Source organism: Paenibacillus sp. FJAT-26967, from assembly GCF_001541095.1.
In the GTDB taxonomy this organism is placed as follows: domain Bacteria; phylum Bacillota; class Bacilli; order Paenibacillales; family NBRC-103111; genus Paenibacillus_F.
Genome location: NZ_LMXH01000001.1, coordinates 1,067,034 through 1,090,940 on the forward strand (window position 1 = coordinate 1,067,034; position 23,907 = coordinate 1,090,940).

The 23,907-nt window shown below is 50.3% G+C and carries 22 protein-coding genes; 19 read left to right on the forward strand and 3 right to left on the reverse strand.

Annotated elements, in window-relative coordinates:
- Nucleotides 1–88 precede the first annotated feature (88 nt).
- A complete protein-coding gene (locus AR333_RS04665) occupies nucleotides 89–973 on the reverse strand; it encodes a LysR family transcriptional regulator (protein WP_068774134.1) in 885 nt (294 codons plus the stop codon).
- Nucleotides 974–1,113: 140 nt separating this feature from the next.
- Here AR333_RS04665 and AR333_RS04670 point away from each other — a divergent pair, with 140 nt between their 5' ends.
- Both AR333_RS04670 and AR333_RS04675 read left to right on the forward strand, forming a co-directional pair.
- On the forward strand, nucleotides 1,114–1,770 hold the full coding sequence (locus tag AR333_RS04670; RefSeq protein WP_253735787.1) for an ankyrin repeat domain-containing protein: 657 nt from the start codon (nucleotides 1,114–1,116) through the stop codon (nucleotides 1,768–1,770).
- A 39-nt stretch (nucleotides 1,771–1,809) separates the two neighbouring features.
- Entirely contained in the window at nucleotides 1,810–3,033 is a 1,224-nt protein-coding gene (locus AR333_RS04675; protein ID WP_068774136.1) for an amidohydrolase, read from the forward strand.
- A gap of 505 nt (nucleotides 3,034–3,538) precedes the next feature.
- Here the strand turns inward: AR333_RS04675 and AR333_RS04680 are convergent.
- A complete protein-coding gene (locus AR333_RS04680; protein ID WP_068774137.1) occupies nucleotides 3,539–3,844 on the reverse strand; it encodes a hypothetical protein in 306 nt (101 codons plus the stop codon).
- A 740-nt stretch (nucleotides 3,845–4,584) separates the two neighbouring features.
- Here AR333_RS04680 and AR333_RS04685 point away from each other — a divergent pair.
- The 4 genes from AR333_RS04685 to AR333_RS04700 all read left to right on the forward strand — a co-directional run bounded on the left by AR333_RS04685 (nucleotide 4,585) and on the right by AR333_RS04700 (nucleotide 12,082).
- Nucleotides 4,585–7,251 carry a valine--tRNA ligase gene (locus tag AR333_RS04685; protein ID WP_068774138.1) on the forward strand — a complete coding sequence of 889 codons (2,667 nt, stop codon included), beginning with the start codon at nucleotides 4,585–4,587 and terminating at the stop codon, nucleotides 7,249–7,251.
- A gap of 82 nt (nucleotides 7,252–7,333) precedes the next feature.
- The gene (locus AR333_RS04690) at nucleotides 7,334–8,713 is read left to right on the forward strand and encodes a folylpolyglutamate synthase/dihydrofolate synthase family protein (RefSeq protein WP_068775125.1); all 1,380 of its coding nucleotides are present in this window, start codon (nucleotides 7,334–7,336) and stop codon (nucleotides 8,711–8,713) included.
- 8 nt (nucleotides 8,714–8,721) lie between these two features.
- A complete protein-coding gene (gene murC, locus AR333_RS04695) occupies nucleotides 8,722–10,104 on the forward strand; it encodes a UDP-N-acetylmuramate--L-alanine ligase (protein ID WP_068774139.1) in 1,383 nt (460 codons plus the stop codon).
- A gap of 205 nt (nucleotides 10,105–10,309) precedes the next feature.
- A complete protein-coding gene (locus tag AR333_RS04700; protein ID WP_068774140.1) occupies nucleotides 10,310–12,082 on the forward strand; it encodes an SPOR domain-containing protein in 1,773 nt (590 codons plus the stop codon).
- A 168-nt stretch (nucleotides 12,083–12,250) separates the two neighbouring features.
- Here the strand turns inward: AR333_RS04700 and AR333_RS04705 are convergent, their stop codons facing one another.
- Nucleotides 12,251–13,459: an N-acetylmuramoyl-L-alanine amidase gene (locus tag AR333_RS04705; protein WP_068774141.1), complete on the reverse strand. Its 1,209-nt coding sequence runs from the start codon at nucleotides 13,457–13,459 to the stop codon at nucleotides 12,251–12,253.
- A gap of 146 nt (nucleotides 13,460–13,605) precedes the next feature.
- Here AR333_RS04705 and AR333_RS04710 point away from each other — a divergent pair, with 146 nt between their 5' ends.
- From AR333_RS04710 to AR333_RS04770, 13 genes are all read left to right on the forward strand, one after another.
- Nucleotides 13,606–13,848 (forward strand): DUF4321 domain-containing protein, encoded by a 243-nt coding sequence (locus tag AR333_RS04710; protein WP_068774142.1) that lies wholly within the window; start codon nucleotides 13,606–13,608, stop codon nucleotides 13,846–13,848.
- Between the two features lie 123 nt (nucleotides 13,849–13,971).
- Complete coding sequence (locus AR333_RS04715; RefSeq protein ID WP_156430830.1) at nucleotides 13,972–14,598, forward strand: nucleoside triphosphate pyrophosphatase; 627 nt, start codon at nucleotides 13,972–13,974, stop codon at nucleotides 14,596–14,598.
- 88 nt (nucleotides 14,599–14,686) lie between these two features.
- Nucleotides 14,687–15,121, forward strand: a complete 435-nt coding sequence (locus AR333_RS04720; RefSeq protein WP_068774143.1) for an Rrf2 family transcriptional regulator — start codon at nucleotides 14,687–14,689, stop codon at nucleotides 15,119–15,121.
- 96 nt (nucleotides 15,122–15,217) lie between these two features.
- Nucleotides 15,218–15,493 carry a hypothetical protein gene (locus tag AR333_RS24550; RefSeq protein WP_156430831.1) on the forward strand — a complete coding sequence of 92 codons (276 nt, stop codon included), beginning with the start codon at nucleotides 15,218–15,220 and terminating at the stop codon, nucleotides 15,491–15,493.
- 320 nt (nucleotides 15,494–15,813) lie between these two features.
- Nucleotides 15,814–16,503, forward strand: coding sequence for a DNA repair protein RadC (gene radC / locus AR333_RS04730; protein ID WP_068774145.1), 690 nt, complete (start codon nucleotides 15,814–15,816; stop codon nucleotides 16,501–16,503).
- 146 nt (nucleotides 16,504–16,649) lie between these two features.
- Complete coding sequence (locus AR333_RS04735) at nucleotides 16,650–17,681, forward strand: rod shape-determining protein (protein WP_068774146.1); 1,032 nt, start codon at nucleotides 16,650–16,652, stop codon at nucleotides 17,679–17,681.
- A gap of 31 nt (nucleotides 17,682–17,712) precedes the next feature.
- Entirely contained in the window at nucleotides 17,713–18,597 is an 885-nt protein-coding gene (gene mreC / locus AR333_RS04740) for a rod shape-determining protein MreC (protein ID WP_367583895.1), read from the forward strand.
- Between the two features lie 2 nt (nucleotides 18,598–18,599).
- Entirely contained in the window at nucleotides 18,600–19,124 is a 525-nt protein-coding gene (mreD, locus tag AR333_RS04745) for a rod shape-determining protein MreD (protein WP_068774147.1), read from the forward strand.
- An 81-nt stretch (nucleotides 19,125–19,205) separates the two neighbouring features.
- Nucleotides 19,206–19,850, forward strand: a complete 645-nt coding sequence (locus tag AR333_RS04750) for a septum site-determining protein MinC (protein ID WP_068774148.1) — start codon at nucleotides 19,206–19,208, stop codon at nucleotides 19,848–19,850.
- Nucleotides 19,851–19,916: 66 nt separating this feature from the next.
- Nucleotides 19,917–20,711, forward strand: coding sequence for a septum site-determining protein MinD (gene minD, locus AR333_RS04755; RefSeq protein WP_068774149.1), 795 nt, complete (start codon nucleotides 19,917–19,919; stop codon nucleotides 20,709–20,711).
- 7 nt (nucleotides 20,712–20,718) lie between these two features.
- Nucleotides 20,719–21,870, forward strand: a complete 1,152-nt coding sequence (locus AR333_RS04760; protein ID WP_068774150.1) for an FtsW/RodA/SpoVE family cell cycle protein — start codon at nucleotides 20,719–20,721, stop codon at nucleotides 21,868–21,870.
- A 134-nt stretch (nucleotides 21,871–22,004) separates the two neighbouring features.
- Nucleotides 22,005–22,925 (forward strand): M23 family metallopeptidase, encoded by a 921-nt coding sequence (locus tag AR333_RS04765; RefSeq protein WP_068774151.1) that lies wholly within the window; start codon nucleotides 22,005–22,007, stop codon nucleotides 22,923–22,925.
- Nucleotides 22,918–23,793, forward strand: a complete 876-nt coding sequence (locus AR333_RS04770; protein ID WP_253735720.1) for a M50 family metallopeptidase — start codon at nucleotides 22,918–22,920, stop codon at nucleotides 23,791–23,793. Before AR333_RS04765 ends, AR333_RS04770 begins: the two co-directional genes overlap by 8 nt.
- Nucleotides 23,794–23,907 lie beyond the last annotated feature (114 nt).

Consider the following 23,907-nt stretch of genomic DNA (forward strand, 5'->3'; position numbering starts at 1 on the left):
CTCATAACGCAAGATATGTTTTGCTCTTTTATGCTATATGCAACACAAGACGAACCGGAGTAACAGCCGATCGTCTTTTTTTATTTCCTTATTCCGTCAGTTTCATTTCTTTCATAAGTTCGATGAAGTGCTGCGCGGTTTTGGTTAAATAGCGATTCTTCAACCAGATTAGTCCGGTGGCGAATCTCAGCTGGCTATCTGCGATGGCAAAGGATTGAATTTCGTATCCGCGATGCAGCTTCAGGATGGACTCCGGAATAATCGTGGTCCCGTCACCAGAAGATACCCACTCCAGCAGCGTGACGATATCTGAGCATTCCCCGATGACATCGGCGGTCAGACCGCGTCCGGCAAATTGATCCATGATGCTCCGATAGAGTCCGAGTCCTTCTGCACTGGGCAGAATAAGCGGATAGTGCTGGATATCGGCATAGCTGAATTCGCGTGCTTCAGGCACGAAGGTATTAGCTGTTACGAAGTAGAAGGGCTCGGATTGAAGCCGCAGCACTTCAAAATCGCTCAGATCCAGCGGGAGCCTTACGATGGCGAGCTCGATGGAGCGTTCTCTCATGAGCCGGAGAAGCTGGTTGGATTCATTCTGCTGTATTTTATAAGTAACCTTGGGGTAGCGGATTTTAAAAGCTCGCAGCAAACGGGGCAAAGGGGCCGATGACAAGGTGTTGACTCCGATCGTCAGCTTGCCTCGTATTCCCATGCCGATTTCTTTGACCTCGGTCTGCGATTCTTCCAAGAGCTTGGTTAAGTGAATGGCATGTTTGTATAAGGCCTGACCGGCATCGGTCAGTTCTAAGAGTTTACCGGTTCGGATCACAAGCTGGACTCCGAGCTCCTGCTCCAGTGTCTTTAATTGTTGTCCGAGCGGGGGCTGCGTCATGTGGAGTCTTTGGGCTGCTGCGGTAATTTGCTTCTCTTCCGCGATCGCTATGAAGTAGCGCAGCTGGCGAATATCCATTGGGCGAAGGTCTCCTATTCAAACGATAAAAGTATGGAAACTAAACTTTATAAATATTTTTCGTATAGTACTGGCTATGGTACCATACAAGTACCTTCAGAAGAAAGAGGGCGACTTTCATGCGTATAATCATCATTTCCATGGTTATCTGGCTGTTGGCAGGTTGTCAGCAGCCTGCAAATTTAGCCGAAGAGGATGTGTCGACAATGAATATATCCATTATTGAAGCCGCAGAAAGCGGAGATACGAGCCGGGTATTGCAACTAATCCGGGATGGGGCAGATATCAATACAAGAGATGAGCAGGGAAGGACACCGATCCTTGCCGCCACACACGGCAACCAGGCAGATACGGTCCGGGCATTGATTGAAGCGGGCGCCGATATCAATCTGCAGGATCACAAACTGGACAATCCTTTCCTATACGCCGGCGCGGAAGGCTTGCTCGAAATCGTGAAGATATTAAACGATGCCGGAGCAGATCCGGCGATCACGAACCGCTATGGAGGAACAGCGCTTATACCTGCGTCGGAACACGGCTATGTAGACGTTGTCCGGGAGCTGCTTACGGGTTCGGAGGTTGACGTCAATCATGTTAATAATCTGGGATGGACGGCATTAATGGAAGCGATTGTCTTGAGTGACGGCGGGGAAAATCAGCAGCAGGTCATCCGGCTGCTGATTGAGCACGGTGCGGATGTGACGATCCCGGATAAGAATGGGGTTACACCGCTGGAACATGCAAAAGCGCATCATTTTACAGCGATCGAACGTTTATTGGCAGATGCCGGGGCTTAATGATGTCTCTTTTATATAGTTAAGAAAGGACGGGGTGGTATGTTAAATGCTTCCTACTGGTTAACGAATGTAAGAATAGAACAGGGCTATATCATGGAAGATGGACAAATAGCAGGCACAGACACGGAGATTTGTCACATTCGGATTGAGGGCGGTGTAATCGCTGAAGTGATCCGGTCACAGCCGCTTCCTGCGAGTGATCTTCCGAAATATGACGGTAAAGAGCTGCTGCTGCTCCCTTCTTTCGAAGAAGCACATATTCATTTGGATAAAACGTATTACGGCGGCCCGTGGAAAGCGGTCAAGCAGGTACCTGGCATCTTCGGGCGGATTGAGGAAGAGAAGGCATTATTGCCTAAGCTGCTGCCACTCACGAGACAACAAGCGGAAGCTATTCTGGCGCTTATTCAACGATTGGGCTCAACACATGTACGCAGCCACTGCAATATCGAGCCGGTCAGCGGTCTGCGCAGGTTAGAGGCGACCGTGCAGGCTTTGGATACATTCTCCGGCAAAATTTCATCGGAAATTGTAGCTTTTCCGCAGCATGGACTGCTCCGGTCGGATTCTGCCCAGCTGGTCAAACAGTCCTTGGCCGAGGGGGCGACACATGTAGGCGGAGTAGATCCGCACACGGTGGATGGGGATATCGAGAAATCACTGCAGACCCTGGTTGAATTAGCGGTTCAGCATCAAGCCGGTATTGATATTCACCTGCACGATAGCGAAGACGCGGGCAAGCATACACTGATGCGACTTGCTGATCTGACCGAGGAAGCTGGACTACAGGGGCAAGTCACAATCAGCCACGCATTCTGGTTTGCAGGCGCTGAGCCTCAAGAAGCGCAAGAAATAGCCGGAAGGCTGGCGGCGCTTGGCATGTCCATCGCTTCAACGGTACCGATCGGAAGAACGGCGATGCCCCTTCCTATGCTGATTGACCAGGGTGTTACCGTCAAATTGGCAACAGACAGCCTTACGGATCACTGGTCACCTTTTGGGAATGGAGATCAACTGGAGAAAGCAGGGCGGTACGCAGAATTGTACGGGTACCAGGATGAATGGTCCTTGTCCCGGTCTCTCGGATTGATTACAGGCGGGATAACACCGCTGAATCAAGACGGTGAGCAGGTATGGCCTAAGGCCGGCGATACGGCCAGCTTTGTACTGGTCCATGCAAGCTGCTCCGCCGAAGCGGTGGCGCGAAGGGCGGAGCGCCAAGCGGTATGGCACCGGGGGCGCCTCGTGAGCGGCTCTGTTTAATTTGAGGATTCTGAAGGGCGCGAGAGACGCGTCTCTTATAGAAGCAGCACGAGGAAAATTCGGGTTCATGTGTTGTATGACAAGCGGAGGAGGTGCCGGTTAATAAAGGCACCTCCTTTTACGCTGTCAAGAAGCACCATTGACCTTGTTGTACGGAGCGGCTGAACGGTTCCTTCATTAATAAGCGCCCTTGGCGTCTTTAATACATGTCTAACAGAAAACCGAGATAAGCGAGAAATAGGACAAATAACAGAAACACGTCCAGACCCGTCGGAAGGATCAGCGTGCGTACAAATTGTATGCAGATCAGCGGGAAAAGCACGCCCCGAACAGTGTACCGGGTTTTCCACCACCATTTTTGCATGAGCATCCCCTTCGTTTGGTTTAAAAATGACCGCTACCAGTTTATGCGGCGGCATTCTTGGGTATGATGAAATTTCAGCGCGCAACAACCCTCTCATTCCTCAGAGACAACAAAACAGCTTTAGCCCGGTCTGACACCGGACTAAAGCTGTTTGTTTTGAAATTTAAACTGATTTTTTTTGCCGATTAATACAATCACAATATTTATTGCCAGAATGATGATAAATGAAATCCCGTAAATACCCGCTTGAACAAGCTGAGCAAGTCCATCAGGAGCGCTTATCCAGAGCCATAAGAATCCTGCAAGCAGGATTACACCATTTATAAGAGCCGTATATAATAATGTCGATTTCAAGCGGCTATGTCTAATACTCCTCATACTAAAAATAATTGTAACGACCAGAGAAAGAAGTATAGGCACTATTAATTTTATTAAATTTTCATCCAAATACATCACCTCCTTATATTAGATAATAGCATTAGGAAGTTAATTCGTGGTTGTTTTTCTAAGTTACGTCCAAGTAATTCCCGCACCTCCACGTTGTACAAGAGGACTCGTTTCGAACCACGGTTCATAATACAACTCCTTCTAAAATGGTTTTTTAGTGAGTATAACTATTATCCCTATTTAATTGTTTCGATTTTGGTATTTTTATGAAATAATACAATTATTTTTATTTCAAACATTTGTAATAAAATCCGTCTATGAAAATACACGATGCGAGTTTATACAGATGCTAAGTTGGGAAGGATGAAAACAGGTAGCTTCAGGGCCGAAAAGATTGACGTTATCGGTAGTTCTGGTTTATCATAGAGTGTAATTTATATGCTTAACTATGAATCGTTCTCAATGACTGAATCAACGTAGATGGGGAGTAGTAGACGGCGAGCCCTTCAGAGAGTGGAACCGCAGCGCTGGAAGGTTCCGCAGGGATAAGACGGCCGTACGAAGTCGCCCCGGAGTTGTTTGCGTGAATGCTTTGCCGTGCTGGACACGGTAGTCGATTAGCGCAAACCGGCCGCACCGTTATCTGCGCCTCAAGTGTCATGCACCGTCTCCTTTTACTCGCGGAACGGGCGTGAAATGAAGGTGGTACCACGGAAGCACATCCTTTCGTCCTTTGCGGCGGAAGGATTTTTTTGTTGGCTTAAATAGTGTGCAGGTATTTGAAATGGAGGAAATGGACTATGGCAGAAACAAACGATAAAACTTCGGTTTCCATGCCGACTACGTATGATCCCTCGCAAAGCGAGAAGAAGTGGTACGACTATTGGATCAAGAACGGATACTTTCGTGCGGGCCAGCGTCCGGATGCGGAGACTTATACGATCGTTATTCCCCCGCCGAACGTAACAGGCATGCTGCATCTGGGCCATGCGCTTGATTTCACCCTGCAGGATATTCTGATCCGTACGAAGCGGATGCAGGGCTACGATACGCTGTGGCTTCCGGGATCGGACCATGCGGGTATCGCTACACAAACCAAAGTTGAACAGAATTTGCGTGCGGAAGGATTATCCCGCCATGATCTGGGCCGCGAGAAATTCCTGGAGAAGGTCTGGGAATGGAAAGACCTCTACGCCAATACGATCCGGGACCAGTGGGCCAAAATGGGCTTTTCTCTTGATTATTCCCGCGAGCGTTTTACGCTCGATGAAGGTTTGTCCAAAGCCGTGCGTGAAGTATTCGTAAGCCTCTATAACAAAGGGCTCATTTACCGGGGCAAATACATTATTAACTGGGACCCGAAAGCGCAGACGGCCCTGTCTGACATCGAGGTTGAATATAAAGAAGTGCAGGGCAACCTGTACCATCTCGTATACCCGCTCAAGGACGGCAGCGGCTCGATTACCGTCGCTACCACGCGTCCGGAGACGATGCTTGGCGATACAGCCGTAGCCGTTCACCCGGAGGATGACCGTTACAAACATATGATCGGTAAAATGCTCGTGCTTCCGGTTGTGGGCCGCGAGATTCCGGTTATTGCAGATGAGTATGTAGAAAAGGATTTCGGAAGCGGTGCGGTTAAAATCACGCCGGCTCACGATCCGAACGACTTTGAAGTAGGTAAGCGTCACGATCTGCCGCAAATTCTCGTGATGGACGAATCCGGCACAATGAACAGCAATGCAGGCCCGTATCAGGGACTGGACCGCGCGGATTGCCGCAAGAAGATTGTGGCGGATCTTCAGGAACAGGGTATCCTCGTCAAAATCGAGGAGCACATACACCAGGTTGGCCACAGTGAGCGCAGCGGCGCCGTCGTGGAACCTTACTTGTCCACGCAGTGGTTCGTTAAGATGAAGCCGCTCGCCGACCGCGCAATCGAAGCTCAGAAGAACGGTTCCGGCGTTAACTTTGTACCGGACCGCTTCGAGAAGATTTACCTGAACTGGATCGAGAATGTACGTGACTGGTGTATCTCCCGTCAGTTGTGGTGGGGGCACCGCGTTCCGGCATGGTATTGCTCGGACTGCCAGGAAGTAACCGTAGCTCATGAAGATGCTCACCAATGTTCGCATTGCTGCAGTGAAAATATCCGCCAGGATGAAGACGTCCTGGATACTTGGTTCTCTTCCGCGCTGTGGCCTTTCTCTACCCTTGGCTGGCCTGAGCAGACCGAAGATCTGCAGCGCTTCTATCCGACCAATGTACTCGTTACCGGCTATGACATCATTTATTTCTGGGTAGCGCGGATGATTTTCAGCGGCCTTGAATTTACGGATCAAGTTCCTTTCCAAGATGTGCTGATGCACGGTCTGATCCGGGATGCGGATGGACGTAAGATGTCCAAATCGCTCGGCAACGGCGTAGATCCGCTCGAAGTTATTGCGAACTACGGGGCAGATGCCATGCGATACATGCTCTCCACCTCCAGCACGCCAGGCCAGGATCTGCGCTTCCGCATGGAACGCGTAGAGCAGACTCGCAATTTCGCGAATAAGATCTGGAATGCATCGCGCTTTGCGCTGATGAATCTGGAAGGCTTCACCGCGGCGGACATCGATCTTAGCGGGGAGCTTGGAACGGCAGACCGCTGGATCCTGCACCGTCTGAACGAAACGTCCCGTGAAGTGACGCGCTTGATTGATCTGTACGAATTCGGCGAAACCGGCCGTCTGCTGTACAACTTCATCTGGGATGATCTTTGCGACTGGTACATCGAATTCAGTAAGCTGTCCCTGTACGGTCAGGACGAAGCGGCGAAGAAAACGACTCAGTCCGTACTCGCTTACGTACTCGATCGTACGCAGCGCCTGATTCACCCGTTCATGCCGTTTATCTCTGAAGAAATCTGGCAGCATCTGCCGCACGAAGGCGACACGATCACGCTGGCAGCGTGGCCGGCTTATGACGAGAAGTTCGAAGCTGCCGATGCTGTGCGCGAGATGGAACTGCTCATGGACGTGATCCGTGCCGTACGGAATATCCGGGCGGAAGTCAACGTTCCGATGAGCAAGAAAGTCGAGCTGCTCGTCAAACCGTCTACTCCGGACGCGCAGACGATTCTGTCGCGCAACGAAGAATACATCCGCCGCTTCTGCAGCACTTCCGAGCTGAGCATCTCCATGGATATTGCATCGCCGGATAAGGCTATGACCGCTGTAGTGACAGGCGCGGAGCTGTTCTTCCCGCTTGCAGGCTTAATCGATATCGGCCAGGAAGTCGCCCGTCTGGAGAAAGAAATCCAGACATTGAACGGCGAAGTCAGCCGGATTGAGAAGAAGCTCTCGAATGAAGGCTTCATCGCCAAGGCTCCAGCCAAAGTTATTGAAGAAGAGAAAGCCAAAATGGCCGATTATGCCGAGAAACGGGATAAAGTACAGGCTCGTTTGGCCGAGCTCAAAGAATAGCGCATAACACTTTTATAATCGCGGTGCATGACGCCCTTTAACGGCGGAGGCACCGCGATTCATATCAACTAAAGGGATGATTATGATGGAAGAACAAGGAACAGCCATTCCCGCGTTCAGGCAGTATAGCGAAGCGGTAAACTGGATTAATGGTTTAATTCCCGTCGGAATCAAACCGGGACTTCAGAGGATGGAGCTGCTGATGGAGAAATTGAACCATCCTCATCGCAGATTGAAGTTCATTCATGTAGGCGGAACGAACGGCAAAGGCTCCACTTGCGCCTTTTTAACTCAAGTTTTGAGACAATGCGGTTATGATGTCGGTTCTTTTACCTCCCCATATCTGGAGAAGTTTACGAACCGTATACAGTATAACGGTCAAGACATAGAAGAAGAGACTTTGCTGAGACTGGCAAACCGCTTGAAACCGGTCGCGGATGAAATCGCGGCTACGGAGCTCGGTTCCCCGTCGATGTTTGAAATCTGCACAGCGCTCGCTTTGCTTTATTTCGGGACCGTTACATACCCGGACTACGTAGTCCTGGAAGTGGGACTCGGCGGAAGACTGGACTGCACCAATATAGTAGCTCCGGTCGTATCTGTCATCACGAACATTGGTCATGATCATATGGACATTCTGGGAGACTCACTTGAGAAAGTCGCTATGGAGAAAGCCGGTATTATCAAACCGGGCGTTCCGCTTATTACGACGGTGGAGCAGCCGGAGCTTATCGAGCTCTTCAAGAATGAAGCCAAAAGTAAGCGCGCGACAGCCTATGTGCTGGGTGAGCACTTTAGCTATGAGTCGGTATCTGCCGGTTTGGGTGAGCAGCGGCTGAATTTTAACGGCCCTTTCCGCAGAATCGAGAATGTGCCTGTTTCGCTGGACGGGGCGCATCAATTCAAGAATGCGGCTGCCGCGCTCATGACACTCGAAGTACTGCGGCAGTACAATGCGCTTATTGTCGAAGAAGAAGACTTGTATGCAGCTATGAGCAAAACCAAATGGCCGGGACGCCTTGAAATGGTGTCGGAGTCGCCCCGCATTTTGCTGGATGGCGCGCACAATCCAGAAGGGGCGCAAACCCTGGCAGCTGCCCTGGAGGATATTTACACGTATAAGAAACTTCATTTGATGATCGGCATGTTGTCCACTAAGAATCAACCCGGGTATTTCAGGCATATACTACCAATGGTGGATACCCTTATTGTTACGGAACCGGATTTTCATAAAAAAGAAAGTGCTTCCCGGCTTGCCCAGCGTGCCAAAGAAACACTACAGGAACTACAAGTAGACCGTGATATTGAAATCGTAGTGGAATCGGATTGGAAGCTGGCGCTTGAACAGTTAAAGCAGCGAACGGGACAGGAAGATTTGGCGGTCGTATCCGGCACGCTCTATATGATCTCCGATGTTCGTTCTTGGCTCTTATACACGACCGACTCTGAAAAAGGATGGTGAGAACGACATTGAATACTCTAGAACACGTACACTTTATCGGCATCGGCGGATACGGCATGAGTGCAATCGCTAAGGTGATGCTCGAAATGGGCTATCAGGTATCCGGCTCCGATCTTGCCCAGCAGGAACTGACCGAGAAGCTCAGAGCCAAAGGAGCCCGCGTTTTTATCGGCCACGAAGCGCAGAACGTAGAGGGCGCAGATCTGGTCGTGTACTCCACGGCTTTATCCAAAGATAATGTGGAAATGGTTGCGGCAGGGGAATTGAATATTCCGATCATCCACCGTTCCCAGATGCTTGCAAGGCTCATGAATGAGCGTAAAGGGATTGCCGTTGCGGGTGCGCACGGTAAAACCACCACCTCTTCCATGATTGCACTCGTGATGGAACGCTGCGGAACAGACCCGACCTATATCATCGGCGGCGAAATCATGAACATCGGCTCCAATGCCAAAGCGGGCAAAGGCGACTATGTAGTGGCTGAGGCGGACGAGAGCGACGGAACTTTCCTGCAGTATCATCCGACCCTTGCCATCGTAAATAATATCGAAGCCGATCATCTGGAGAACTATGACGGGAATTTCGAGAATTTGAAGCTTGCCTATGCCCAGTTCTTGAGTCAGGTTCGTGAAGACGGCCGTGCGATTATTTGTCTGGACGATGAGCATCTGCGTGCAATGGTGCCGCAAATCCGCAGCAAGACGGTTACTTTTGCAATCGACCGTGAGGCGGATTACATGGCAACGGATATAGAACTTGGCGATCGTAAAGTCGCATTCACCGTACTGCGTGGAGGCGAGACACTGGGGAGGATGCGTCTGTCGGTACCCGGACGTTTCAATGTCTACAATGCGCTGGCCGCTCTGATTGCGTGTATGGAATCGGGACTGACCTTCGGGCAGGTAGCCGCTGCCATTGAGGAATTCCGCGGCGCGAAGCGCAGATTCCAGGTGCTTGGCGAGGTGAATGACATCCTGGTCATTGACGACTACGCTCACCACCCGACAGAGATCGAAGCGACGATCAGCGCTGCCAAAGCAACCGGCAAGCATCTAATTGCTGTGTTCCAGCCGCAGCGGTATACCCGCACCTTTTACTTATTCGAGCAGTTCAGTCATGCTTTTAAAGAAGCGGACGAAGTGCTTATTACGGACATCTACTCGCCTGCGGGAGAGAAACAGATCGAAGGAATCTCCTCCGAGAAGCTGGTTGAGATGATCCGTAAGAACAGCAATCCGAATGTTACTTACATCCCGACCCGCCATGAAGCGGAGACTTACCTGACCGAACGCGTCAAGCCGGGGGATCTTGTGATTACGATGGGCGCAGGCGACATCTGGAAAACGGCCGATGGTCTAGCTAAGACTCTGCGTGCCCGTTACGAAGAATAATCCGGAGAAACTCCGGTCTGCAAGGTAACTGTATATATGACTCACAAGCTCTCCTGCATCTTCGGATGAAGGGGAGCTTTTTTGTGTTTGAGGGACTCTGTACGGTGACGGACCACAAATCTATCAATCTTGTGCAAGCGATAGGCATATTCTCCTTTTGCGGTTCATAGACTCATAGCAGAACAGTCATAAGGAGAGGAAGATCATGAATAAAGCGAGAATTACGTACCGGATGGATGAGGAATATGACCGCCCGGAACATAAAGATCATAAATCAGGCGGCAAAATTATACCTCTGACAAGAGAGGAGTTCTCCGTATCCGAAACGCTCTGGAGGGAGGATAATACCGTATCACCGGACGCCGGAGGTGGGCACGGGGGTGCTGACACCGGCAAACACAGGAGAGGACCTGCGCATGAACATGAAGGATTGAATGAATTTACTTCTGACTTTGGATCCTGGCAGAGCCCTTTTGATGAGGAAACAGAACGTATCGCCCGGCTCATTCGCGAATCTAACCCTGCGGATCAAGAAGCACAGGATCAGAGGCGTGGAAAAACTCGTACCTCCGCAGAGAATAAACCGGGGTTGTCAGGAAGTAAAGATCCGGTCTTGACGGGGGATCGGTATGAATATGCAGCTCGGGACAGAAAGCCGGAATTCGGTACGTACGAATGGGAAATGGAGCAGAAATACAGGGATAGTTCTGAACCTGTCTCTTCGGGCCGGGAGGCTTCTCATAAGCAAGACAGAATAGAAGCTCACAACAGGCAAACGGATACTGATTTTGTTTATCCCGTGAACGAGAAGAAAATAAAGGAAGAGAACAAGGAATTAGCGCCATCTTATGCGCCGGAAGCTTTAGATGAAGATGATGAGCCTGACTTTTCTAGGGAAAACAGACGGGATTTGCAGTTTGAAAAGTATGAGCTCCATACAGAAAGTCACCGCCGTCCAGTTCCGTATGAAGAAGTTCAAGAACGGGGGCCCGTTTATGAAGATCCGTATAACCGGCTGCACTGGGATGAGCCGGGGACTGGCGGAGTCCGCTATGCCCGTTCCGGTGACAAAGGAGGCTGGCTGAAGGTGGCGACCTCCGTAGCGGGCGCGCTTGTAACCGGCACAGCTTTTGGCTATTTTGTGTTATCCATGTTCTCGGGAAACAGTGAGAAGCCGATTTCTATCGACGTGGGCCAGTCTGCGGTCGTAACCTCTCAGCCGGTCAGCGGCGTCACCACGCCGACGCAGAAGCCGGAAGACTCTGCAGCCCTTCCTGGCGTCACGGCTCCGGCCGCGGGGGCCGCCGGCACAGCATTGACGCCGGTAGGCGGCAACTCCGCTGCTGTGTCAATCCCTGCGCGTTCCTACACGGTGCTGCAGCATGGCATCTTCAGCACGCCGCAGAGCGCGGAGACGGCGCGTTCCGACGCGCGGAGCAAGGGCGCTGCGGCGGTTGCGGAGCCCGGGGCCAAGACGACGGTGTACGTCGGTGTCGCCGGGAGCAAGGAGGACGCCGCCAAGCTGAAGAACGCTCTTGCCGCGAAGAAGATGGAGGTCTTCGCGAAGCCGCTGGATCTTCCTGCTGTCGGCAAGGTGTTCTGGAAGAGCGGCAGCGCCCAGCCGCTCGCGGATTACCTCGCGCAGGGCGCGAAGCTGGCGGGCACGGCCGGCAGTCTCTCCGCAGCGGAGCTTGCGGAAGCGGCCCCGGGCGCGCTCGATGCGGCGTCGCTGCAGCAGCTGACTGCCGCCCGGAGCACGTGGGCGGCACTGCAGCCGGCGGTCGGAGCCGGCGTCCCCGACGCGGCCAAGCCGCAGATCGACGCGATGAATGCCGCTCTCGGCCGGGCGGTAGCGAAGCTCGGCGACTATGCCAAAGCGCCGGCTGCCGGCCTTCTTGCGGAGGCGCAGGAGGCGCTGATGCAGTACGTCGTCGCCGAGAAGCAGCTGATGAAGCTGCTGACCGCAGCTTCGGCTTAGGCGCGGCCGTTTATCCGCGCAGAGGGGCTTAAGCGAAATTAAGCAGTAGTGAAATTACGCAGAGTTCAGTACTGCAACGGCCAGAACCAACAGCCGTTAGACTTGCTTCTACAACAAGAAAACAACGCCTGGTCTGTTTATGTCCAGGCGTTGTTTTCTTGTTGTATTCTATGGCTGATTTGTAGCGTATCGGTCCATCATTGCGGCAATTTCCGCTCTGGATATGTAACGGTTCGGTTTGAATTCGGTGTTGGTCACGCCATCAATGATGCCTGCTTTTTTAAGTGTAAAAACCGCTGGCGCATACCAGGCGGAGGCTGGCACATCATTGAAAACAAGGCTGCCGCTTGGCGGCGTCTGAGTAGGTACGCCGGTCATTTGCCGCAGCCGTTGAAAAACGGCTGCTACTTCTCCACGCGTAATCGGCTGGTTCGGACGAACCGTATGGTCCTCGTATCCGTCCAGCAGTCCGAGTCGGACGGCTTTGGACATGACCGTGTAGGACCAATGATTGCTTTTTAAATCGCTGAAGACAGGCACTTCGTTATCAGGACCGTCTGAAGTCAGGCCGTCAAGATGGAAGACTCTGTCCATCACGGTCACGAATTCGGCACGTGTCAAAGCGCGGTTAGGCTCGAACAGATTCCCGATTCCCTCCATCCAGCCCTTGTTCTTCATGCGCAGGATAGCGTCTTTAGCCCAGTGGACCGACGTATCTGCAAAAACAGGCGGCTGGAACTCAGCGATACCGTCCGCAATCGCTTTGGCCATTTTCTGGCGAAAAGCGGAATCTGCAAGCATTGCAGCTTCCTTGGAGTTGCTCAGAAACGCTGTCTCTACCAGTACGCTTGGAATCGTACCTTTGCGGACCACATAGACAGCGCTTGGGACAAGCCCCTGATCCTTAAGACCGGTCTGCTTCAGCACGGAGTTCAGCACTTTTTGCGCGAGCTGCTTACTGTAAGGTGTGAGTGCTTCCATCTCAGGGCTGGCTGGATAACTTGACTGCGGATAAGCGCTGTCATAATAGAGCACCTGCGAACCGCCCGGTGATGAGCTTGGATTGGAATTCGCATGCACGGAGACGAGAATATCTGCTTTTTGGGCATTTGTGAATTCCACTCGCTCGGCAAGTGTCAAGTAACGGTCGTCCGATCGTGTCATGACCACTCCGATTCCTTTTTTGATCAATTCATCCCGGAGTTTCAGTGAAATATCGAGATTCACCGTCTTTTCTTTCAAACCGTTTACACCGATGGCTCCCGGATCGCTCCCGCCATGGCCAGGGTCTACTACTACTTTGTAGGCCATAGCTTCATAAGGGAAAACGAGCAGAAGCACAAGGGTCAGCCATAGGAGTTTGCTGCTTTTTCTCATCTGGAATTCCCCTCCCGTTTCCAATTGTACAGGAACTTACCAGTGCCGTAAGCAAGAAATATGTTACAAATTGTTGTTTTCTTGGATTGAACGTAGTCAGGAGGTTCCGTATAATTATGGGGAAACAAGGGAAGAGAGGGTAATGAATGAAGAAAAATGGCTTCACCCTTATCTTATTTCTGATCATCGGTCTTATTGTCGGCATTATAACGGGTCAGCTGCTGGCTCCTGTCAAAGCCCTGTCATTCCTCACCCAATCGACAAGCATTGTCTGGCAGCCTCGGGCAGATCTCCAGGTGATCAGTTACGACATCAATCTTCAAATTAAGCTGAATTTGTGCAGTATCCTCGGATTGGCTGCTGCCTTCTGGCTGTACCGCAAAGTATAAGCAATAGATAGCGGTTTTCACCGTTTATTGGCTACCAGGCCGCTATAGTCGGGAAGGCAGCCTAAGAGCATTCTCAGGCTGCATGTATTTAACTTGTCACAAATTTTCGGGAGGCTTTAGTTCATGGATGAAATGCAGAGACCAACCAGTACAACCATACCACGGATCATTTTGGCTTCTTCGTCGCCCCGGCGGCAGGAACTGTTACAAGGGATGGGGCTTGCGTTTGAAATTGTAGTGAGTGATGTTGACGAAAGTGTTACTCCGGGTCTGACTCCGCCGCAAATTGTAGAGGCGCTTGCAATCCGCAAAGCAGAGGCAGTCTCCGGGCGTTTTCACTCCAGTCCGCACGACCAGGAGACCGTGGTTATCGGATCGGACACCATTGTGGTACTGGAGGGACAGGTGCTGGGCAAGCCTGTGGATGAAGAGGATGCTTTCCGGATGCTTTCTTCACTGCAAGGAAAGACGCACGAGGTTTACAGCGGTGTAGCTTGTCTTCGTGTGAACGGGAGCATGCGAGAAGTCCGTCACCGGAGAACAAGTGTACATATGAAACCGATGGATGCGGGCCAAATCCGGCGCTACATCGCCACGGGAGAACCTTCGGATAAAGCCGGTTCGTATGGAATTCAAGGAATCGGGGCTTCATTGATAGAAGGAATCGAGGGGGATTATTTCAATGTGGTAGGCTTGCCGGTCTCCCTGCTGAGCGACATGCTCATCCCTTTTGGGATTATGGTCCTATAAAAGCCATGCGGAGTCGTTCCGGCCGTTTTCAAGATCCCCCGCTTCTGGTACAATAAGGAGGACATCAGGAGAAGGAGGTGCTTTTGTCATGAACAGTGAGTTTACGATCGCGGTTCACAGTCTGGTGCTACTGGCCCATCTGCCGGAGCATATGGCTTCGAGTGACGATATCGCCCTTAATGTTTCGACACATTCTGCGCGTATCCGTAAAATTATGGGCTGTTTGCGCAAAGCAGGATATGTCCGGACCAAAGAAGGCTGCGGGGGAGGGTTTATCCTTAACTGCGACCCGGACCTGATTACTCTGGGGGACATTTACACATTGACCTCCCTAGGAACACTCAAGCCCCATTGGTGTTCAGGTAATGAAGATGACGATTGTGTTATTTCTGCTAATATGCAGAACGTTATGGATGAAATGCTCGATGGAGCTGAACAGAATATGATTCACTATCTCAAAGGCGTTACGATTGGAAGTATGCTTCGCAAGTTAAACCAATCCGAGAAGAACGCAGTATTATAACCGGTGCCTGCCGTTATTTCTTAAACCTTCTGACTTAACGAGCGGGCACGTGCTGTATGCCTGCTCCTGTCAGGCAGAGGCAGCTAGTCCTTCCGTATGCAACTCCCCAAACCCAAACCCAAACGCAAACCCAAACGCAAACCCAAACCCAAACGCAAACCCAAACGCAAACCCAAACGCAAACCCAAACGCAAACCCAAACGCAAACCCAAACGCAAACCCAAACCCAAACCCAAACCCAAACCCAAACCCAAACCCAAACCCAAACCCAAACCCAAACCCAAACCCAAACCCAAACCCAAACCCAAACCCAAACCCTACTCCCGTAAAACTGTTCCCACAAAATACTCACACAGTAAGCTCACAGGCTAGCTGCGACTTATCTGTAACAAGCGTAAGGACATGCCCACGGCCGTTATTTTTCAGGCACTTCCTTGGTACACACCTTCTGCAAAAGCAATCTCGCACGACAAATTATTCTGTTTCTATTGCGGCGCAGTAACAAAATATATTCATGCTGCAGACTTTCAAGCGGCTTGCTTCGTCGTTACATAGAAGCCCCTGCAAGCTTATTCTCTTTCTTTGGTTCGTTCTTTTTATCAAAAGACTATTTTACTGCCCGGATACATAGAGAATTCCGGCTTAGGGAATATCAGGAATTTCGTAAACTACATACCGGAAGAAGGGAATATATGATATCATCAATTGTCACCTTGCGCGAGATTCCGTCCGAAGAGAGGCCGCGCGAGAGAATGATGCAGGTAGGGGCCTCATCGCTCAGCAGCGCGGAGCTGCTTGCTATTCTGGTGCGTACCGGAACTTATTCTGAATCTGCACTTGGTCTGGCTCAGCGGATATTGTCCGAAAGCGGCGGTTTACGCGGGTTAGTTGAGACCAGCAGAGAGGAGCTCACCCGGATCAAAGGCATCGGCGATGCCAAGGCACTGCAGATCATGGCAGGAATTGAACTCGGCCGCCGAATTTCGCGGACCCGGATGGATGAGACTACGACAGTGCGCTCTCCATTTGATGTTTTTGACTTGCTGAAGGATGAATTGCGATATTTGCAGAAAGAACATTTCGTTTGTTTGTTCCTCAATACCAAGAACCACATCATCGGCAGAGAAACGCTGTCTATCGGCACTCTGAATGCCTCCATTGTACATCCGCGGGAAGTTTTCCGGGCTGCCATCCAGCGCAGCAGCGCTTCTATCGTATGCGTACATAACCATCCCAGCGGGGATCCTACGCCAAGCCCACAGGACATTGAACTCACTCTCAGGCTGATCGAAGCAGGCGAAATTATCGGTATTGATGTACTGGATCATGTGGTCATCGGTGACGATCGCTACGTCAGTTTGAAGGAGCAAGGTCATATGTAATATAATAGAGATTATGTTCGAGAAAGACCCCTAATTTCGACAATGAATACGAAAACTATGACGAAAACAATAAACCGTCGGTATTTTGCTGCCTGTTGAGCAGCTAATCAGAGAGAAGATGGATTTTGGGAAGGAGCCGTTTTATTATGTTCGGAGGCTTTACAAAGGATTTAGGTATCGATTTGGGTACTGCCAATACATTGGTGTATTTAAAAGGAAAAGGCATTATAGTGAGGGAACCGTCGGTCGTTGCGATTCGTACGGATACCAAAACTATTGTGGCTGTCGGCGACAATGCTAAGAAAATGATCGGCCGGACTCCGGGCAACATCCGTGCGATTCGTCCGATGAAAGATGGCGTTATTGCCGATTTTGAAACAACGGCTACAATGATCCGTTATTTCTTGCGCCAGGCACAGAAAGACCGCTTTATGTTCCAAAGGCATCCTAACGTGATGGTTTGCGTACCGTCCGGAATTACCGCAGTTGAAAAGCGCGCGGTAGAAGATGCTACGAAGCAGGCAGGCGCACGCGATGCCTATACCATCGAGGAACCTTTTGCTGCGGCTATTGGCGCGGATCTGCCGGTTTGGGAACCGACCGGAAGCATGGTTGTGGATATCGGCGGCGGTACGACCGAAGTTGCCGTAATTTCTCTCGGCGGCATCGTAACTAGCCGTTCCATCCGGATCGCCGGTGATGAAATGGACGAAGCGATTACCCAGTACATTAAGCGCACGTATAACCTGATGATCGGTGAGCGGACTGCAGAGACGCTCAAAATGGAAGTGGGTTCCGCGCTGCCGATGGAGCAGCCTGAATTCCTTGAAATTCGCGGTCGTGACCTCGTCACAGGTCTGCCCAAGACAATTTCCGTCACTTCAGACGAAATTACAGATGCTTTGACAGACACCGTCAATGCCATTATTGACGCGGTCAAAGTAACTTTGGAGAAGTGCCCGCCGGAGCTCGCTGCAGACATCATGGACCGCGGTATCGTGCTGACAGGCGGAGGCGCTCTTCTGCGTAATATGGATAAGCTCCTTGCAGGCGAAACAGGAATGCCTGTCATTGTGGCAGATAACCCTCTGGATTGTGTAGCCATCGGTACAGGTCGTGCTCTCGACCATATTCATCTGTTCAAAGGCGCAAGATCTGGCGCCAAGTACAGACGTTAGTCTAATCGCGACGACGTGAGAAGGTGCTGAATTGTTAAAATTCATGGGGAACAAAAGGCTGATCGTGCTAATGCTGGGACTCATCTGTTTTTTTATTCTGATGGGTCTTACGCTTAGCGGTCGGACTAGTTTTTACTGGCCGGAGAAATTTTTGAAAGACTCCATCGCTTGGACACAAAGCCTGTTCTACCGACCGGCTGCAAGTGTTTCAGGTTTCTTTGAAGACGTAAGCAAACTTAAGACCATTCATGAGGAGAATCAGATCCTTAAGAAGAGGCTTACCGATTACGCACTGGCTACCCAGCAGCTGAATTCGCTGGAAGACCAGAATAAGAGATATAAAGAAGCTCTGGAATTTACAGAGCGGCAGAAACAGGTATCGAATTACCGGTACCGGATTGCGGATGTGATAGCTGCAAGTCCCGATCCTTATAACGGGACGATTACCGTGAATCTGGGTGAGAAAGACGGGATCAAACCGAATATGGCCGTTATGAACGTGGACGGCATGCTCGGCAGGGTTCTGACCGTTACCGAGTTTACCTCTAACGTACAGCTTCTTACCGATCTTAGCGATACGCAAGCGAACAAATCCAAAGCAATTGCCGCTACGGTTAAAGGAAAAGAGTATAAATCAGGTCAGAACCAAGGCTCCTATGGAATGATTCAATCCTTCGATAAGGAGAAAGGCCTGTTGATCATGAATCAGGTAGATGTCAATGACAGGCTTGAAATTGGGGATACCGTAATTACATCGGGCCTGGGCAAAGTATTCCCGAGCGGAATTCCTGTAGGAACGGTTGTTTCCCGTGAACCCGGAGACTTCGGAATTACGCACAAAGTCGCTGTGAAGCCATTCGCCGATTTCCGGCACATCTATGAAGTGTTCATTGTTGAAGTGCCCGAGGTGAAATGATCATGATTCGTAACTCGCTCTGGCTCATTTTAATGGGACTGCTTATTCTGGAAGGGTCTCTTATTCATTGGCTTATCCCTCAGAACTGGCAGGATATCGTTCAGATATCTTCTAATTTTATGCTTATTATTATTTTGTACATCGGACTTTATTTAAACCGGCATTCGGCCCTGCTCTATGGTCTAGCCTTCGGTATGCTTCATGATTTTGTTTATTACGGACATATTCTCGGCGTGTATTCTTTCGGCTTCGGCTTGATTGGCTATATTGCGGGAATGATGCCCCGGAGGCAAAGCGGCCTGATCCTGTCTACCTTATTGATGATGGGGATCGGGGTGCTGTTGTTCGAACTGACCAAGTATGGGGTATACCGCTTATTTGATGTTATGAACATGGACTTTGAATTTGCGTTTACCCATATTATGTTGCCGAGCGTGTTATTCAATATGCTTTTTGCTCTTGCGGTGTATATTCCGATGCGGAAGCTGATGGAAGCCCTGCAAGGTCAGAAGGTTCAGGCGGATTAATAAATTTGCCTGCGGGATACGCCCCGGCAGGAGAACACAGCCTGCAAGCCGAATTGTATGGGGTGGGAGGTAGGAACGTTTATGACGACGGCTGGTAAACATCATGTGATTATTAAGGGAGTCAAAGACGGCCTAAACTTTCTTCTCGATGATTCTTGCGAGCTGGCGGCTGTTCTGGATGAATTGCGGCATAAGCTGGAAAGCACCCATGACCGCATATTGACAGGCCCCATCGTGCATGTCCATGTAAGACTTGGCAGGCGCATTGTCAGCGATGAAGAAAAAGAGGAAATCCGGGCTATCATCGGACAGAAGGGCAATCTTCTTATACAATCCATTGAATCCGATGAACCGGAACCGCTTGCCGGAACCGCAGCGCCGATCACCGTGCTCAAAGGTATGATCCGCTCTGGACAGACTTTGCAGCACGATGGGAATCTTCTTTATTTGGGAGATGTGAATCCTGGGGGTACTATCCTGTGTACCGGCAGTATTTACATAATGGGCTCACTCAGAGGTATGGCTCATGCCGGGTCGGATGGAGATGACACAGCGATTATCGCGGCTTCTCATATGCGTCCGACTCAGCTGCGTATTGCGAGTGTAATTAGCCGTCCTCCAGATGAATGGGGGTTCCAGGAGGCTTTCATGGAATATGCCTGCATCAAAGACGGTCATATGGAAATCGACAAATTGAATGGAATGCACCGCATGGTGCTTGCATAGAACAAAGACGGACCGCATAAGCGGCAGTTTTGTACGCAATAATCGGATCGCTGAGGAGTGAATACCATGGGAGAGGCAATCGTCGTTACTTCCGGAAAAGGCGGCGTCGGCAAAACGACCACGTCGGCTAATGTAGGGACCGCACTCGCTCTGCAGGGCAAGAAAGTATGTATGGTCGACACGGATATCGGGCTGCGCAATCTGGACGTTGTCATGGGATTGGAGAACCGCATTATCTATGATCTGGTGGATGTCGTTGAGGGACGCTGCAGGCTGCCCCAGGCACTGATCAAGGATAAACGGTTCGAGGAATTGTATCTGCTCCCTGCTGCGCAGACCAAAGACAAGCATGCGGTTTCCCCGGAGAGCGTAAAGGACATCGTACTGGAGCTTAAGAAAGATTTTGATTTTGTAATTATCGACTGCCCTGCCGGAATCGAGCAGGGTTTCCGCAATGCCGTTGCCGGTGCGGATAAGGCGATTGTGGTGACCACGCCGGAGAATGCGGCCGTCCGCGATGCGGACCGTATTATCGGACTGCTCGAGAATGAGAAAATCCATGCTCCTAAGCTTATCATCAACCGCATTCGTCACAACATGGTCAAGAAGGGCGAAATGCTGGATATCGATGAAATTTGCTCGGTACTCGCGATCGATCTGCTCGGGATTGTACCGGATGACGAGCATGTGATTAAAGCTGCTAACGCAGGTGAACCGACGGTTATGAATCCGACTTCGCGCGCTGCAATTGCTTACCGCAATGTGGCCCGTCGTATACTCGGGGAATCGGTACCGTTAATGCCGCTAGAGCAGAAACCCGGTATGTTCACCAAATTAAAACAGTTTTTTAAATTAGGATGATCGCCCCATGCTTGCAAAATTAAAAAAGTTGGACTACACCATCATTCTTATTTTGCTGGTTTTTATGGTTATAAGTTCTCTACTTGTACACAGCGCCGATGTAAGTGATCCTTTGATCAATATTCCTCTGAAAAAACAGATTATCATCTATGTGATGGCCTTAATTGCTCTGGTAGCCAGCAGTTTTTTTGATTACCGGATTCTGGTCCGGTTTTCCCTTTATCCGTATTTAATTACGATAGTGCTGCTTGTCTATGTGTGGAGAACAGCTGAAGTAATTAATGGATCCAGCGGCTGGATCAAGATAACAGAGGACTTTTCCTTTCAGCCTGCCGAATTGATGAAGCTGGTCCTGATCATTGCTCTTGCAGCCTGGCTGCACAAGAAGCAGGGAGAGGATCTCCTGTTAATAAGAGACGTTATACCGATGGGTCTGATTACCTTACTTCCTTTCGGTCTTGTGTTTGTACAACCGGATTTAGGAAACGCCGTTATATTAATCGGCATTCTCATCGGGATGTACTGGATCGGGAATATGAAATACTCTCATGCGCTTTTCGCGCTTGTCGTCATCGGAGGCGCCCTTATTGTCGCGATCTATTTTTATTCCATGTATCCTTGGTTGTTTAAGCATTATCTTGGCGAATATTTAGGTTTTAAAAAACACTGGTTTGATCGAGTAGATACATTTTTATTTCCGGAACGAGCGAATTATAACCTAAGATATCAGGCAGAGAACTCCCTACGGGCGATCGGTTCGGGTGGACTTGGCGGAGAAGGTTACCTGAATGGAAGCTCGATTCACTCCAACTTCATTCCTTATGCGTATTCGGATGCGATTTTCGTAGTGGTTGGAGAAGAGTTCGGCTTCCGCGGTGCAGCTATCATGCTTATGCTGTATTTCTTCCTGATCTACCGTATGATTCTGATTGCTATTCAAAGCAGGAACAGAAGCGGGGCCTATATTATTGTGGGTGTTGTAGCGATGTACGTTTTCCAGATCTTCGAGAATGTCGGGATGCTGATCGGTTTGATGCCGCTGACAGGTATTACGCTTCCGTTCGTCAGTTATGGGGGAACATCTCTATTAATTAATATGCTTTGTATCGGGATGGTCTTGAGCGTTAAGATATACGATGAAGAAGGAATAAAAGAGTAGGCAAAACGAGTCCGCCCGGGCTCGTTTTTTTGCGTCCTTTTTCTAATCGAGAACAAAAGGGAACTCTTCTCATAATCTGTACAAACCGCTCATATGCTGTAGTAAACAAGCCCTGCCTCACAGGAGGTCAAGCCATGGACAATAAGGATAATGTTCGCCAGCGGAGATTAGAAAAGATCAGGAAATTACAGGAATTCACGGCCAATCAAGAAAGATTGACCAACAAGCCGATAGAATTACCGCCGGTGGCTTACTCAGATTTGCAGCCTGCAAGCCGGAATTCAGTCCGACATGAATCTGTTTATGATCCGAGGTGGAATGATCCGGAATTCGTGTGGAAGCAGAAAATGGAGAGGGAGCTTCGCCAACCGGATGTCTATCCTCCTTCGTATGCCGGTTCAGGGTCTAGACCGCCTCATAATGAGGATGACCGTGTGCATGTACCGTTTAGCGTCCGTTTTCTGCGGCAGCTTGTGGCTAGTGCGGCTTTGTTCGGATTGGTATGGGGGATGTTTCAGCTTCAGCATCCTCTGTTGGAACGCGGTAAAGGATTGGTCACGGCTGCCTTGACGGAGCCGATGGATTTTCAGAAGCTGTCTGCCTGGTACAGTGACATGTTCGATGGAGCGCCATCATTTATCCCTGCCTTTCATTCGGAGGGTAATAATCCTGCTATAAAAGCGAGTAGCAGCAAAAGGTCGTTTTTTGCTCCCATACAAGGAACAATAATGGTTCCCTACTCCGACCAGCACAAGGCTTTGGTGGTAACAGCCGATCCGGGCGCTCCGGTTAACGCACTGGATGCGGGGCAGATTATTTATGCCGGCTCCCGAGAGGACACCGGCTATACGGTCATCATCCGGCATCCGGGGGGACTGCAGTCTGAATACGGGCAGATCGAACAGTCCCGTGTAGAAGTAAACGACTGGATCAAGGGAGGCGAAACCATCGGTCAAGTATCACGGGATGCGAAAAGCGGCAAAGGGCTTCTTTACTTCGCCATCCAGAAGAATAACGGGTATGTGAACCCGGCAGATGTGATCTCCATTGAGTAAGTGGCTGCAGGTGCGTTTCCGCTTTCACCCGCTCTTTACGATCGTGATGCTGTTATCGCTCGCAACCGGACACTTCCTGGAATCGGCTACATTGTTCGGTATTGTGTTCCTGCATGAGCTCGGCCATTATGGGGCTGCCGCCGCTTTTGGCTGGCGTGTCCGCGAAATAAGACTGCTGCCTTTCGGAGGGGTTTTAATCGTTGATGAACTGGCTTCGGTCCCCTCCCGAGAGGAAATGATCGTGGCGCTGGCTGGTCCTTTACAGCATGTCTGGTTAATTGCCTTGGGGCTTCTTTGTCAATCACTCGCCGTAGGAGACCCTGTATGGTGGCAATATTTTATAGAAGTGAATGTGATGATCGGGCTCTTTAACCTGCTGCCGATTCTTCCGCTTGATGGCGGCAAACTGCTGCAAGGCGTATTAGGGGAATGGATTCCTTATCAGAGGACCATTGTCTATGCAGCCTGGACGAGCATGGTGCTGAGTCTGCTGGTTACGGTATGGGCGGTGTGGCCATCGGGGTCGGGTCACATTGAAATGAATTTACTTATGATCGGCTTATTTCTTTTCTACCAGAACTGGGTTCACCGTAAGCAGCTGCCCTATCATTTTCTAAGGTTTTTGATGAATCGGCAAAAGGTATCCGAACGGCTTGCCTTCATGGGGACTCATGCCAGACCGATTGTCGTGTCCGGACAGCGCGGCATTGGTGAAGTGGTGAAGCTTTTTATGAGGGAAAAATACCATCTGATCTATATAGTAGGAAATCAGGGGCGTATTCAAGGCACTCTTCCTGAACAGAAACTCGTCGATTCCTATTTGCTGGATAAAAACCGTTCCAGTACGGTTTCTGACCTTCTGACTTAACGAAACAGGATAGTTCTGTACCGTCCTCAGTCCAAATGATCTTGTTTTAAAAAGCCGTATGTCACAGTTAATTTATCGCTTTAACCCAGTAAAGTGCGAAAATCATCTCCTTCA